This is a genomic window from Serratia sp. ME47, assembly GCF_903970925.1.
GTDB classification, from domain to species: Bacteria; Pseudomonadota; Gammaproteobacteria; order Enterobacterales; family Enterobacteriaceae; genus Serratia; species Serratia ureilytica.
This window is the reverse complement of the sequence record NZ_CAJCKE010000023.1, coordinates 1-14,304: the sequence shown is the minus strand read 5'-3', so window position 1 is coordinate 14,304 and position 14,304 is coordinate 1. Positions and strand designations below refer to the sequence as shown.

Here is a 14,304-nt window from a genome sequence, read left to right as displayed (position 1 = left end):
GCCCACATTCTGCGCCTGTTGCCGGGTAAGCCTCACGGCTTGCCCGGCCTGAACATCCGGGAAACTTATGTCACATACACATGCACTCCATCTCGTGAAAAAACGAGATGCGATATCCCTTTGGGTTTTGCTTGGCTGGCTGGCGTTCGCCCTGCTGCCGAGCTGGAGCCTGGATTACGGCCTGCTGGAGTCCACCGGCGAAGAGATCCTCGCGGCCTACGGCTGGTCACACCGCAATATCAGCTGGCTTTGGTGCCTGCTGCCAAGCCTGCTGCTGTTGCGCCCTTACGCTGCGGCGGGCCGTGAGCAGCGGCGCCGCCACGCGTTCGATGCCGGCTGGGCGCTGCTGTGCATGGCCTTTATCGTTGTCAGCGCCACAGTGGCGGGACGCGGTTTAGGCTACGCCACCCTGGTGCAGTTGACCGCGCTGGGCGCCATCATGACGCTGGCGCTGACCCGCCTCGACTGGCTGGGCGGCGACCGTTTCGTTATCGGCGCGCTGGTCACCATCGTGGCGCTGATCGGCGTCTTCATCGTCTGGCCGAGCATCGCGATTTTCATTCCGATGTTCACCGACCAGACGGGCGCGTTCGCGCCGCTGGCCTTTATGAACGTGCTGTCGCAGGCGCATATCATTCAGGTGATCCTCAACTCCATCGCCCTGTCGATCGCGGTGGGCGCCGGCTGCACCTTTTTCGGCCTGGTGCTGGCGATTTACACTACCCGCATCGCCAGGCGCAGCGCCATTATCGGCCGCATCTTCTGCATCTTGCCCATCGTCACGCCGCCGTTCGTCGTCGGGCTGGGCGTCACGCTGATGATGGGGCGCTCCGGCTACGTCACCGAGTGGATGGTGGCCTGGTTCGGTTTGACCAACACCAACTGGCTGTACGGCTTTACCGGCATCTGGCTGGCGCAGGTGCTGGCGTTCACCCCGATGGCGTTCATGATCCTCGACGGCGCGATCAAGACCATTCATCCTTCGCTGGAAGAGGCCTCCTACACCCTGCGCGCCAGCCGCTGGCAAACCTTTAACGGCGTGTTCGTGCCGCTGCTGAAACCGGCGCTGGCCAACGCGTTTTTGATCGTGGTGGTGCAATCGCTGGCTGATTTCAGCAACCCGCTGGTGCTCGGCGGCAACTTCGACGTGCTGGCGACGCAAATCTATTTTTACATCACCGGTTCGCAGCTCGATTATCAGGCCGCCAGCACCCTCGGCGCCTTCCTGCTGCTGTTCTCACTGCTGGTGTTCTGCATCCAGTATATGTGGATCGGCAAACGTTCCTACGTCACCGTGTCCGGCAAATCGTATCGCGGCGACGTGCAGCCGCTGCCGGTCACGCTGGTGTGGGGCGTGATCGCGCTGCTGGCGGTGTGGGTAGCCTTTAACGCCCTGCTATACGGCAGCATTTTCTACGGCAGCTTCACTGTCAACTGGGGAGTGGATTACACGCTGACGCTGGATAACTTCATCAAACTGTTCGGCCAGGGCATGAGCGACGGCGCGTGGCCTTCGCTGCTCGACACGCTGCTGTACGCCGGGATCGCCGCGCCGATCACCGCCGCGTTCGGCCTGCTGATCGCCTGGATCGTGGTGCGCCAGCAGTTCAAGGGCAAAAAGACCATCGAGTTCACCACCATGCTGTGCTTTGCGGTGCCGGGTACCGTGGCCGGCGTCTCTTACATTCTCGCCTTTAACGGCGCGCCGGTGTACCTCACCGGGACGGCCGCCATCGTGATTATTTCGATGGTGATGCGCAACGTGCCGGTGGGCATTCGCGCCGGGATCGCCGGGCTGGGCCAGATAGACAAATCGCTGGACGAAGCCTCGCTCAGCCTGCGCGCCGGCTCGCTGCGCACCATCACGCACATCCTGCTGCCGCTGCTGCGCCCGGCTATCCTGTCGGCGCTGATCTACAGCTTCGTGCGCGCCATCACCACCGTCAGCGCCATCGTCTTCCTGGTCACCCCCGATACCCGCGTGGCCACCGCCTACATCCTCAACCGCGTGGAAGACGGCGAATACGGCGTGGCGATCGCCTACGGTTCAATTCTGATCGTGGTGATGCTGGCGATTATTTTCCTCTTTGACTGGCTGATCGGCGAGGCACGCATCTCCCGTTCAAAAGCCAAAAACCAGGCGTAATGGAGCCCATGATGAGCCAGAAAAATTTCGTTGAATTGCGTAACGTCTCCAAACGGTTCGGCAGCAACACGGTAATCGATAACATCACGCTCACCATCCCACGGGGGCAAATGGTGACGCTGCTCGGCCCTTCCGGCTGCGGCAAGACCACCATTTTGCGCCTGGTCGCCGGGCTGGAAAAACCGAGCGACGGGCAGATATTCATTGATGGTGAAGACGTCACCCATCGTTCCATCCAGCAGCGTGACATCTGCATGGTATTCCAGTCTTATGCCCTGTTCCCGCACATGTCGCTGGGGGAGAACGTCGGCTATGGCCTGAAGATGCTCGGCATTCCGCGCGCCGAAGTGAAAGCGCGCGTGCAGGAAGCGCTGGCGATGGTGGACTTGGCGGGGTTCGACGATCGCTATGTCGATCAGATCTCCGGCGGCCAACAGCAGCGCGTGGCGCTGGCGCGCGCGCTGATCCTCAAGCCGAAAGTGCTGCTGTTCGACGAGCCGTTGAGCAACCTCGACGCCAACCTGCGCCGCAGCATGCGCGAAAAGATCCGCGAGCTGCAAAAGCAGTTTGATATCACGTCGCTGTACGTCACCCACGATCAGAGCGAGGCTTTTGCAGTCTCCGACACCGTACTGGTGATGAACAAGGGGCATATCATGCAGATGGGCTCGCCGCAGGATCTCTATCGGCAGCCCGCCTCGCGCTTTATGGCGAGCTTTATGGGGGACGCCAACCTGTTCCCGGCCAGCTTCAGCGCCGATCATGTCGATATCAGCGGCTATCGCTTGCCGCGCCTGGCGCATTTTGCCGCCCAGGGCGCCGGCACGGTGGGCGTGCGGCCGGAAGCGATCACGCTGAGCGAGCATGGCGATGAAAGCCAGCGCTGCGAGATCCAGCATGTCGCCTACATGGGGCCGCAGTATGAGGTGACGGTGGCGTGGCACGGGCAACAGATTTTGCTGCAGGTTAACGCCACCCGCCTGCAACCGAACGTCGGCGAGCAGTATTATCTGGAAATTCACCCCTACGGCATGTTTATGCTGGCGGACGCGGCATAGTCGGCCTCACGCTTAAGGGGTAGAATAACGGCCATCCCGAGCGGGATGGCCGAAAATAATCGCCAAAAACACCGTATTTATCTATTTTTACAATTCCACCCAAGTCCTTGTTCAGCCGAACAATAAATATAGCCACACCCACTCAAAAATAACCACCCAGACCACTCAGGGTGATATTTTTATTTAAATAGGGTAAGCTTGTTCCCGCAGTCGAAATTATTTAACGGCCAACTCAAGGAGAAATTCATGAGCAACAATGCAAATGCACAGGCGCAGCTGGATAATTTACGCAATGTCGCTTCCCAGCTGAAGGAAATGCGCCACTACGCGCAGTCGAATATCGAGACGCTCTCCGCACACTGGCTGGCCTTCGATCAGGGGGAATGCAAAAATAAGGCATTCGCCGAAGCCATTAACGACCTATTGAATAAACAGGGCGCCTGTCTGGAAGGACTGGAAAAAACCATTCAGGATATCGAGATAGAATTAAACCGTCTTGATAAAGCCGCCTGATAATGCCGATTTAAATAAACCCGCCACGCGCGGGTTTATTTTCAGCTGCGGCAGATGACGCGCGCAATATCTCCGGACGTCGTCAGCGCGCGTATTTCGCTGAACAGTTCAGTTGCTTCATCATATTCTTTACGCAAATAACCCAGCCACTGTTTAATGCGCGCCACGTGATACAGGCCGGTGTCGCCCTGCTTTTCCAGATGGACGTATTTTTGCAGCAGCTCAACCACCTGCGGCCAGGGCATGCGCGGTTCGTTATATTTCACCACCCGGCTCAGGTTCGGCACGTTGAGCGCGCCGCGCCCCAGCATGATGGCGTCGCAGCCGGTCGTCTGCAGGCAATCCTGCGCGCTCTGGTAATCCCAGATCTCGCCGTTGGCGACAACCGGGATGCTCAGCCGCTGACGGATCTCGCCGATCGCCGCCCAGTTGATGCGATCCGCCTTATAGCCGTCCTCTTTGGTGCGACCGTGCACCGTCAGTTCGCTGGCGCCCGCCTGCTGCACCGCATCGGCGATTTCAAAGCTGCGATTGGAAGAGTCCCAGCCCAGGCGCACCTTCACCGTGACCGGCAGATGGGCCGGCACCGCCGCGCGCATCGCTTTGGCCCCCTGGTAGATCAATTCCGGATCTTTGAGCAGCGTCGCCCCGCCGCCGCTACCGTTCACCAGCTTGGACGGGCAGCCGCAGTTGAGATCGACGCCGTAAGAGCCCAATTCCACCGCGCGCACGGCGTTCTCCGCCAGCCACTGCGGGCACTGCCCCAGCAGCTGTACCCGCACCAGCGTGCCCGACGGCGTGCGGCTGGCGTGACGCAGCTCCGGGCACAGCCGATAGAACGACTTGGCCGGCAGCAGCTGATCGACCACGCGCAAAAATTCGGTGATGCACAGATCGTAGTCGTTCACTTCGGTGAGTAACTCACGCACCAAAGAGTCGAGAACGCCCTCCATCGGAGCCAATAATACGCGCATGACCAATCCCAGCTAAAAAAAGACCCGCAATGATACGGGTGAATGCCCGCGCCAGACAAGCCTCTGCGGGCATTAAAAAACGCCATCAGCCCAGCCGACGGATCGGTTGACCGGCGAGAAACGCCGCAATGTCCTCGACCGCCTCGGTGAAGTAGGCGCGGTAGTTGTCGTCCGCCACGTAACCCACATGCGGCGTCGCCAGCACGTTGGGCAGTTGACGAAACACATCGTCGGCCGGCAGCGGCTCCGTCTCGAACACGTCCAGCCCGGCGCCGGCAATCTTCCGCTGTTGCAGCACGTCCACCAGCGCCGCCCGATCGACGATCCCCGCGCGCGAGGTGTTGATCAGGTAAGCGGTGGGTTTCATCGCCGTCAATTCGTCCCGCCCTACCAGCCCGCGGCTGCGATCGCTCAGCACCAGGTGAATGGAGACAAAATCGCTCTGCTCGAACAGCGCCCGTTTGGACGGCGCCAGCAGGGCGCCCTCCTGCGCTGCCCGTTCCGCCGTCAGGTTCTGGCTCCAGGCCAGCACCCGCATGCCGAACGCCTGTGCCACCCTGGCCATTTGGCCGCCGATCTTGCCCAGCCCCAGCAGCCCCAGCGTCTTCCCCTGCAGCGTGACGCCCAAGCCCAGCTGCCACGGGCCGTTGTTCCGCAGCCCGGCGCTTTCCGGCACGATATGCTTAGCCAGCCCGAGCAGCAGCGCCCAGGTCAACTCCATCGGCGCCGCCGACCCGCTGCGGGTGCCGCACACCACCACGCCGCGCTCGGCGGCGGCGGCCAAATCGATAGCGGCATTGCGCATGCCGGAGGTGATCAGCAGCTTCAGCTGCGGCAACCGCGCCAGCAGCGAGGCGGTTATCGGCGTGCGCTCGCGCATGATGACCAGAATGTCGCATTCCTGCAGATGCACCGCCAGCTCCGCCTCATCGGTAAAGTGCGCGCTGATGGCGGACACCTCCACCCGATCGGCCAGCGCCGACCAGTCCGCCATGTTGAGCGCCACCTGCTGGTAATCATCGAGAATTGCGCACTTCAATTTCATCTCCGTCTCCTGGAATGTAGGGGTAGCCACCGTCCAGCCTAGTACGAAAATGCCGTTCCGCCAGGCAAAAAAAAAGCCGCCCATACAGGCGGCTTGCTTTTGCGCAATCGGGCTTATTCGGCCGGTTTGCGACTGCGCGGGCGACGCGAGGCCGGCGCGCCGGAACGGCGCTGGCCGTCACCCTGCGGGCGAGCGTTGCCGTTACCGTTGCCACGGTTTTCACGCTGGCCGCCGTTGGCGTTACCGCTGCGCTGACCGCCGCCGTTACCGGAACGCTGGCCACCGCCGTTGCCGCGCGGCGCGCCGCGTCCGCCACCCTGGCGGCCGTTGATGATCGGCTCAGCCTTGATGGTCGGATCCGGCTCGTAGCCCGGCAGCGCAATGCGCGGAATTTCACGCTTCAGCAGACGCTCGATGTCGCGCAGCAGCTTGTGTTCATCCACGCACACCAGCGAGATGGCTTCGCCGGTACGCTCCGCGCGGCCGGTGCGGCCGATGCGGTGCACGTAGTCTTCCGGCACGTTAGGCAGCTCGTAGTTCACCACGTGCGGCAACTGGTCGATATCCAGACCGCGCGCCGCAATGTCGGTCGCCACCAGCACGCGGATGCGGCCGTCTTTAAAATCGGCCAGCGCACGGGTACGGGCGCCCTGGCTCTTGTTGCCGTGGATCGCCGCAGCGGTGATGCCGTCTTTGTTCAGCTGTTCCGCCAGGTGGTTGGCACCGTGCTTGGTGCGGGTAAAGACCAGCACCTGTTTCCAGTCGCCTTCGCCGATCATTTGCGACAGCAGTTCCCGCTTACGCTTCTTGTCGACGAAGTGCACGCTCTGCTCGATCTGCTCGGACGCGGTATTGCGGCGAGCCACTTCCACCGAGGCCGGGTTATGCAGCAGTTTGTTGGCCAGCGCCTTGATGTCGTCGGAGAAGGTGGCGGAGAACAGCAGGTTCTGGCGCTTGGCCGGCAGCTTGGCCAGCACGCGGCGGATGTCGTGGATAAAGCCCATGTCCAACATGCGGTCCGCTTCATCCAGCACCAGAATTTCGATTTTGGACAGGTCAACCGCGTTCTGATGTTCCAGATCCAGCAGACGACCCGGCGTCGCCACCAGGATATCGACGCCGCCGCGCAGCTTCATCATCTGCGGGTTGATGCTCACGCCGCCAAACACCACCAGCGAACGCAGGCGCAGGTGTTTGCTGTAGGCATCGACGTTTTCGCCGATCTGCGCCGCCAGCTCACGGGTTGGCGTCAGGATCAGCGCGCGCACCGGGCGACGGCCTTTGACCGGATGGTCATGCTTGCTCAGCAGCTGCAACAGCGGCAGGGTAAAACCGGCGGTTTTACCGGTGCCGGTCTGGGCGCTGGCCATCAGGTCACGACCTTCCAGCACGACAGGGATAGCCTGACGCTGAATTGGCGTCGGTTCGCGATAGCCCTGTTCTTCAACAGCGCGCACAATTTCAGCACTTAAGCCGAGGGTTTCAAATGACATAAAGAGAAAAACTCCAGATCCCCCCTAACCTAACAGTGTTCGGTGCAGTTTCCTGGGAGGATGATCAGACGGGGCATTAAGCATGACCACGAGGGATTGGCACAAACTGCAGTGCACCAGGCGGCGATTGTAACAGAAGTCGCGCAATAAAAAGCACTTTTACGTGCAGAGAGCACAATCTGCCGTAAATTCAGCATTATCTGAAGTCGGTCACATAACTCATTGTGGTTAGCGGTTGCGTTTTAAACAATCTGGCATAAAGTTAATCATATGATTGATTAACTTTGAGCGTGACCTATGCCAGCTTCCGTCCCTCATCAGGCCGCCGGCCGGGCGCGCGGCGAGCAAACGCGTCGGCAACTGCTCGCCGCGGCGACCGACCTGTTCGGTGAATATGGCCTGCAGGGCGCCACCACCCGCGATATCGCCCAGCGCGCCGGCCAGAATATCGCCGCCATCACCTACTACTTCAGCTCCAAAGAGGGGCTGTATCTGGCCGTGGTGCAGTCGCTCGCCGATTTCATCCAGCAGGCGTTCGCCCCGCTGGCCGAAGAGGTCGATCGCTTTGGGCAGCAGCCTGCCGCACAGCGATCGCCCGACGCGGCGCTGCGTTTGCTGCAGCGTGGCCTGCTGGCCTTCAGCGAGCTGATGACCCAGCCGCACACGTTGAATCTGAGCAAAATCATGTCGCGCGAACAGCTTGCCCCAACCGACGCCTACCCGCTGATCCACCGCCAGGTGATCGCGCCGATGCACGAACGGCTGTGCCGCCTGCTGTCGGCCGCCACCGGCATCGACGAACGCGCCGCCCGCCTCGTGTTGCATACCCATGCGCTGATCGGCGAGGTGCTGTCGTTCCGCGTAGCGCGGGAGACCATCCGCCGTCAGGCCGGCTGGCAAGAGATTGGTGAAGGCGAAGCGGCGCAAATCGCGGCGGTGCTGAGCGAGCATATCGAGATTTTAGTTATTGGGCTGCGCCAACGTCACGGCGCGTAAATTCAGGCAGGGAGTGTTATGAACAAAAAACGCAGTGCCTTGATCGTGTTGTTGATTCTGCTGATCGCGGCCGTCGCTTACGGGGTATGGCATTACCAACAGCAGCAGGAGCGGCCGCTGACGCTGTACGGCAACGTCGATATCCGCACGGTCAACCTCGGCTTTCGCGTCGACGGCCGCCTGGCGTCGCTGACGGTGGATGAAGGCGATACCGTTCAGCCGGGCCAGCTGCTCGGCAAACTGGACGATGCTCCCTACCGCAACGCGCTGCAACAGGCCGAAGCCAACGTCGGCAGCGCGCGCGCCAAACTGTCGCTGCTGCAGGCCGGCTATCGCAGCGAAGAGATAGCCCAGGTGCAGTCAGAAATGGCGCAGCGCCAGTCCGCTTTCGCCTACGCCGACAGTTTCCTGAAGCGCCAGCAAGGGCTGTGGGCGAAAAACGCCACCTCCGCCGACGCGCTGGAGGATGCGCGCACCGCCCGCAACCAGGCGCAGGCCAACCTGCAAGCGGCGAAAGACAAACTGTCGCAATATCGCAGCGGCAACCGCCCGCAAGAAATTGAACAGGCCAAGGCCGAGGTGGCGCAAAGCGAAGCGGCGTTGGCGCAGGCGCAATTAAACCTGCAAGACGCCACGCTGCTCTCCCCTTCCGCCGGCACGGTGCTGACCCGTGCGGTAGAGCCGGGCACCATGCTCGGCGCCGGCGGCACGGTGTTCACCCTGTCGTTGACCCGGCCGGTGTGGGTGCGCGCCTACGTCAACGAAACCAGCCTGAACCAGGCGGTACCCGGCACCGAGCTGGAGATCTACACCGACGGCCGCCCCGACAAGCCTTACCACGGCAAGATCGGTTTCGTCTCGCCGACCGCGGAATTCACGCCGAAAAGCGTTGAAACGCCGGATCTGCGCACCGATCTGGTGTATCGCCTGCGGGTGATCGTCACCGACGCCGACGATGCGCTGCGTCAGGGCATGCCGGTCACCCTGCGCTTCGCCAAACCCTGAGGCCGGCCATGGAACAGGCGCACACCATCGAGTTGGAAGGGCTGGAAAAGCGCTTCCCGTCGCTTGAGAAACCGGCGGTCGCCAGCCTGACCACCACCCTGCACAGCGGCGCGGTCATCGGGCTGGTCGGCCCGGACGGCGCCGGCAAAACCACCCTGCTGCGCATGCTGGCCGGGCTGCTGAAGCCAAGCAGCGGCAAACTGCGGGTCGCCGGGCTGGATCCGATCGGCCAGGATCGCCAACTGCATGCGATCCTCGGCTACATGCCGCAGAAATTCGGGCTGTATGAGGATCTGACGGTGATGGAGAACCTGACGCTGTACGCCGATCTGCGCGGCGTCACCGGCGATCTTCGCCGCCAGACCTTCGAACGGCTGCTGAAATTCACCGATCTGACCCGCTTCACCGGGCGTCTGGCGGGCAAGCTGTCCGGCGGCATGAAGCAAAAACTGGGACTGGCCTGCACGCTGGTGGGCGAACCCCAGGTGCTGCTGCTGGACGAACCGGGCGTCGGCGTCGATCCGATCTCGCGCCGCGAGCTGTGGCGCATGGTGCACGAGCTGGCCAATGACGGCATGTTGATCCTGTGGAGCACCTCTTATCTCGACGAGGCCGAGCAGTGTCGCGAAGTGCTGCTGCTCAACGAGGGCGAGCTGCTGTTCAGCGGCGCGCCGCAGGATCTGACCCAGCGCATGGCCGGACGCACGGTATTGATCGCCGCGCCGCCCGGCAGCCATCGATCGTTGCTGCAGCGGGCGATCTGCCTGCCGGCTGTCACCGACGGCGTGATCCAGGGCAAGTACCTGCGCCTGATCCTGAAAGAAGGCGAAGATCATCGGCAGCTGCTGCAGACGCTGGATCTGCCGGACGCCGAACTGGACGAAGCGGATCCGCGCTTCGAGGATGCGTTTATCGATCTGCTCGGCGGCGGCCCCAACCATCGCTCGGCGCTGGCGGAGATCATGCCGACCGTTGACGGAGAAAGCGGTGAAACGGTGATCGAAGCGGTGCAGCTGACCAAGAAATTCGGCGATTTCGCCGCCACCGATCACGTCGATTTTCAGGTACGGCGCGGCGAAATCTTCGGCCTGCTCGGCCCGAACGGCGCCGGCAAGTCCACCACCTTCAAAATGATGTGCGGCCTGCTGGTGCCGTCCGGCGGCAAGGCGCTGGTGCTGGGGATGGATCTGAAGACCAGTTCCGGCAAGGCGCGCCAACGCCTCGGCTACATGGCGCAAAAATTCTCGCTGTACGGCAACCTGACGGTGGCGCAGAACCTGAAGTTCTTCTCCGGGGTCTACGGCCTGAGCGGCAAGGCGCAGCGCGACAAAATCGACGAGATGTCCCGCGCCTTCAACTTCGCGCCGATCCTCGATCAGACGCCGGATGCCCTGCCGCTCGGCTTCAAGCAACGCCTGGCGCTGGCCTGCGCGCTGATGCATGAACCGGATATTCTGTTCCTCGACGAACCGACCTCCGGCGTCGATCCGCTGACGCGGCGCGAGTTCTGGCTGCACATCAACGGCATGGTCGACAAGGGCGTCACGGTGATGGTGACCACCCACTTTATGGACGAGGCGGAATACTGCGACCGCATCGGCCTGGTGTATCGCGGCAAGATCATCGCCGCCGGCACGCCGGACGATCTCAAACAACAGGTAGCGCGCGACGACAACCCCAACCCCTCGATGGAACAGGCGTTTATCGAACTGGTGCAGGGCTACGACGAGGAGGAACCGCGGTGAGCGACAACCGAGCCCCAATCGACGACGGCGGCTTCTCCTGGCGCCGACTGCGCGCGCTGTGCCTGAAGGAGACGCGGCAAATACTGCGCGATCCCAGCAGCGGCCTGATCGCCTTCGTTATCCCGCTGATGCTGCTGTTTATCTTCGGCTACGGCATCAACCTGGACTCCAGCAAGCTGCATCTGGGCATTCTGATGGAGCAACAGAGCGAAGACGCGCGCGATCTGGCCCAGGCGTTCGCCGGTTCGCCCTATATCGAACCGACCATCAGCGACAACCGCCAGCAGCTGATCCAGCAGATGCAGGCCGGCACAATCCGCGGCCTGGTGGTGATCCCGGTGGATTTCGACCAGCGCATGGCGCGCCCGCACGACAGCGCCCCCATCCAGGTGATCACCGACGGCAGCGAGCCGAACACCGCCAACTTCGTGCAGGGCTATGCCCAGGGCGTATGGCAAGTTTGGCAGCAGCAGCGCGCCGCCGATCGGGGGAGCAACGACAAGCCGCTGATTGACGTGCAGATGCGCTACTGGTTCAATCCGGCGGCCATCAGCCGGCACTACATCATTCCCGGCGCCATCACCATCATCATGACGGTGATCGGCGCCATTCTCACCTCGCTGGTGATCGCCCGCGAATGGGAGCGCGGCACCATGGAAGCCCTGCTCTCCACCCAGGTGACGCGCAGCGAGCTGCTGCTCTCCAAGCTGATCCCGTATTACTTCCTCGGCATGATCGCCATGGCGCTGTGCATGGCGGTGGCGGTCTGGGTGCTCGGCGTGCCCTATCGCGGTTCGCTGCCGATCCTGCTGCTGATCAGCAGCCTGTTCCTCGCCAGCACCCTCGGCATGGGCCTGCTGATCTCCACCCTCACCCGCAACCAGTTCAACGCGGCGATGGTGGCGCTGAACGCCGCCTTCCTGCCGTCGATCATGCTGTCCGGCTTCATCTTCCAGATCGACAGCATGCCGGCCATCGTACGCGCGGTGACCTACATCATTCCGGCGCGCTACTTCGTCAGCACGCTGCAAACGCTGTTCCTGGCGGGCAACGTCGGCACCGTGCTGCTAATCAATCTGTTGTTCCTGATCGCTTCCGCCGTGGTGTTCATCGGCCTGACGGCCTGGAAAACCCAGCGCCGGCTGGATTGAGGAGAAAGAGCGATGTTTCATCGTCTGTTGACGCTCATCATCAAGGAAATGCAGGCGCTGCTGCGCGATCCGCAAACCCGCGCCATTTTAATCATGCCAGTGATCCTGCAGGTGCTGCTGTTCCCGTTCGCCGCGACGCTGGAAGTCACCAACGCCACCATCGCGGTCTACAGCGAGGACAGCGGCCAGGCCTCGGTAGAGCTGACCCAACGCTTCGCCAAGGCCAAAGCCTTCTCCCATGTCCTGCTGCTGCGCAATCCGCAGGAGATAAAGACCACCATCGACAACCAGCGGGCGCTGCTGCTGATCCGCTTCCCGGCGCAGTTCTCGCGCGATATCGCCACCGGCAACACCGCGCCGCTGCAGCTGCTGCTCGACGGGCGCAACTCCAACAGCGCGCAGATCGCCGCCAACTACGTACAGCAGATCGTGCAGGAATATCAGAACGAGCTGCTCGGCAAGCGCGCGAAACCCAACAACAGCGAACTGGTGGTGCGCAACTGGTATAACCCGAATCTGGACTACAAATGGTTCGTGGTGCCGTCGCTGATCGCCATGATCACCACCATCGGCGTGCTGATCGTCACCTCGCTGTCGGTGGCGCGCGAACGTGAACAGGGCACGCTGGAACAGCTGCTGGTCTCGCCGCTCACCACCTGGCAGATCTTTATCGGCAAGGCGGTGCCGGCGCTGATCGTCGCCAGCTTCCAGGCCAGCATCGTGCTGTTGATCGGCATATTCCTGTATCAGATCCCGTTCGCCGGATCGCTGCTGCTGTTCTACGCCACCATGTTGATCTACGGGCTGTCGCTGGTCGGTTTCGGCCTGCTGATCTCGTCGCTGTGCGCCACTCAGCAGCAGGCGTTTATCGGCGTGTTCGTGTTCATGATGCCGGCGATCCTGCTCTCGGGGTATGTCTCGCCGGTGGAGAATATGCCGGTGTGGCTGCAGGATCTGACCTGGGTGAATCCGATACGCCACTTCACCGACATCACCAAGCAGATCTACCTGAAGGACGCCAGCTTCAGCATTATCTGGCGCAGCCTGTGGCCGCTGCTGGTGATCACCGCCACCACCGGCAGCGCCGCCTACGCGCTGTTCCGCCGCAAGATCGCATAAAAAAAGCTCTGCATGTCACATGCAGAGCTTTTTGATCGCCAAATACCCTAAGGCATGAAAGACGACGGATTTAGCGGCGGTTGCCGAAAATGCGCAGCAACATCAGGAACAGGTTGATGAAGTCGAGATACAGCGTCAGCGCGCCAACGATGGCGTACTTGCGGAAGCCGTCTTTATCATCGGCGTTCAGCTGCTCGCCCATCGCCTTGAGTTTCTGCGTGTCGTACGCGGTCAGGCCGACGAACACCACCACCCCGATGTAGGTAATCGCCCACATCAGCGCGGTGCTTTTCAGCCAGATGTTCACCAGCGAAGCCAGCACGATGCCGATCAGCGCCATGAACAACATGCTGCCGAAGCCGCTCAGATCGCGCTTGGTGGTGTAGCCGTACAGGCTCATCGCGCCGAACATGCCGGCGGTGACTACGAAAGTGCTGGCGATCGAGCTGTAGGTGTACGCGATGAAGATGCTCGACAGCGTCAGCCCGGTCAGCGCCGAGTACAGCATGAACAGCGAGGTGGCCACCGCGCCGCTCAGGCGGTTGACCATGCCGGAAATCACGAACACCAGCGCCAACTGGGCGATGATCAGACCGAAGAAGGTGATCTGGCTGGAGAAGATGAAGTTGAGGATCGCGGGCGTATTGGCCGCATACCAGGAAACGAACGCCGTCAGCAGCAGACCGCAGGTCATCCAGCCGTAAACCTGCGCCATGTAGGCCTGAATGCCGCTGTTGGCACGTTCGACGATTGAACCATTAGAGCGTGGATATCGGTCCATGACGGTTACCTTTTGCGTTGTAAACAAGATTCCGAAGCCCCGTAAACGGGGCTTCGCCTGCTATAAGCGTACCACAGAATAGGCCGCGCGAAAGCGGCAAAGGTCTTGATTTGTTTCCGCTGTTGAGGCGTTATTTAGCCGCGTCATGCCAGCGCTGCGCGGCCTCGCGATCGCTGTCGCGAGCGTCCACCCAACGATCGCCCTGGCCGGTCGCTTCGCGCTTCCAGAACGGCGCGCGGGTCTTCAGGTAGTCCATGATGAACTCGCTGGCGGCGAAC

12 protein-coding genes and 1 pseudogene are annotated in these 14,304 nt (G+C 61.8%); 8 read left to right on the top strand and 5 right to left on the bottom strand.

Annotation, left to right across the window (positions count from 1 at the left end; genetic code table 11):
- The first annotated feature begins 67 nt into the window (after window positions 1-67).
- From H7A77_RS19425 to H7A77_RS19415, 3 genes are all read left to right on the top strand, one after another.
- A complete protein-coding gene (locus H7A77_RS19425; RefSeq protein ID WP_182074528.1) occupies window positions 68-2,146 on the top strand; it encodes an iron ABC transporter permease in 2,079 nt (692 codons plus the stop codon).
- An 11-nt stretch (window positions 2,147-2,157) separates the two neighbouring features.
- Window positions 2,158-3,204 carry a ferric ABC transporter ATP-binding protein gene (gene fbpC / locus H7A77_RS19420; protein WP_147880381.1) on the top strand — a complete coding sequence of 349 codons (1,047 nt, stop codon included), beginning with the start codon at window positions 2,158-2,160 and terminating at the stop codon, window positions 3,202-3,204.
- Between the two features lie 246 nt (window positions 3,205-3,450).
- A complete protein-coding gene (locus H7A77_RS19415; protein WP_033642249.1) occupies window positions 3,451-3,717 on the top strand; it encodes a hypothetical protein in 267 nt (88 codons plus the stop codon).
- A 41-nt stretch (window positions 3,718-3,758) separates the two neighbouring features.
- On the opposite strand, the gene dusC is transcribed toward H7A77_RS19415, so the two are convergent.
- From dusC to rhlE, 3 genes are all read right to left on the bottom strand, one after another.
- Window positions 3,759-4,691: a tRNA dihydrouridine(16) synthase DusC gene (gene dusC / locus H7A77_RS19410; protein ID WP_182074527.1), complete on the bottom strand. Its 933-nt coding sequence runs from the start codon at window positions 4,689-4,691 to the stop codon at window positions 3,759-3,761.
- An 85-nt stretch (window positions 4,692-4,776) separates the two neighbouring features.
- Complete coding sequence (locus H7A77_RS19405; RefSeq protein ID WP_108680300.1) at window positions 4,777-5,736, bottom strand: D-2-hydroxyacid dehydrogenase family protein; 960 nt, start codon at window positions 5,734-5,736, stop codon at window positions 4,777-4,779.
- A 113-nt stretch (window positions 5,737-5,849) separates the two neighbouring features.
- Entirely contained in the window at window positions 5,850-7,229 is a 1,380-nt protein-coding gene (gene rhlE / locus H7A77_RS19400; RefSeq protein ID WP_046686602.1) for an ATP-dependent RNA helicase RhlE, read from the bottom strand.
- Between the two features lie 297 nt (window positions 7,230-7,526).
- Between rhlE and cecR the strand changes: the two genes are divergently transcribed.
- The 5 genes from cecR to H7A77_RS19375 are packed head-to-tail and all read left to right on the top strand — an operon-like array spanning window position 7,527 to window position 13,245.
- Complete coding sequence (cecR, locus tag H7A77_RS19395) at window positions 7,527-8,225, top strand: transcriptional regulator CecR (protein WP_182074526.1); 699 nt, start codon at window positions 7,527-7,529, stop codon at window positions 8,223-8,225.
- Window positions 8,226-8,243: 18 nt separating this feature from the next.
- On the top strand, window positions 8,244-9,230 hold the full coding sequence (gene hlyD / locus H7A77_RS19390) for a secretion protein HlyD (protein ID WP_164057429.1): 987 nt from the start codon (window positions 8,244-8,246) through the stop codon (window positions 9,228-9,230).
- Between the two features lie 8 nt (window positions 9,231-9,238).
- Complete coding sequence (locus H7A77_RS19385; protein WP_182074525.1) at window positions 9,239-10,975, top strand: ATP-binding cassette domain-containing protein; 1,737 nt, start codon at window positions 9,239-9,241, stop codon at window positions 10,973-10,975.
- On the top strand, window positions 10,972-12,126 hold the full coding sequence (locus H7A77_RS19380) for an ABC transporter permease (protein ID WP_047025670.1): 1,155 nt from the start codon (window positions 10,972-10,974) through the stop codon (window positions 12,124-12,126). The genes H7A77_RS19385 and H7A77_RS19380 overlap by 4 nt, the downstream gene beginning before the upstream one ends.
- Window positions 12,127-12,138: 12 nt before the next feature.
- On the top strand, window positions 12,139-13,245 hold the full coding sequence (locus tag H7A77_RS19375; RefSeq protein WP_047025671.1) for an ABC transporter permease: 1,107 nt from the start codon (window positions 12,139-12,141) through the stop codon (window positions 13,243-13,245).
- A 70-nt stretch (window positions 13,246-13,315) separates the two neighbouring features.
- Here H7A77_RS19375 and H7A77_RS19370 read toward each other — a convergent pair whose 3' ends face one another.
- Together H7A77_RS19370 and moaE are read right to left on the bottom strand one after the other, a co-directional pair.
- Window positions 13,316-14,026 (bottom strand): Bax inhibitor-1/YccA family protein, encoded by a 711-nt coding sequence (locus H7A77_RS19370; protein WP_004939761.1) that lies wholly within the window; start codon window positions 14,024-14,026, stop codon window positions 13,316-13,318.
- A gap of 130 nt (window positions 14,027-14,156) precedes the next feature.
- Window positions 14,157-14,304, bottom strand: a pseudogene (moaE, locus tag H7A77_RS25650) (molybdopterin synthase catalytic subunit MoaE); the annotation flags it as partial.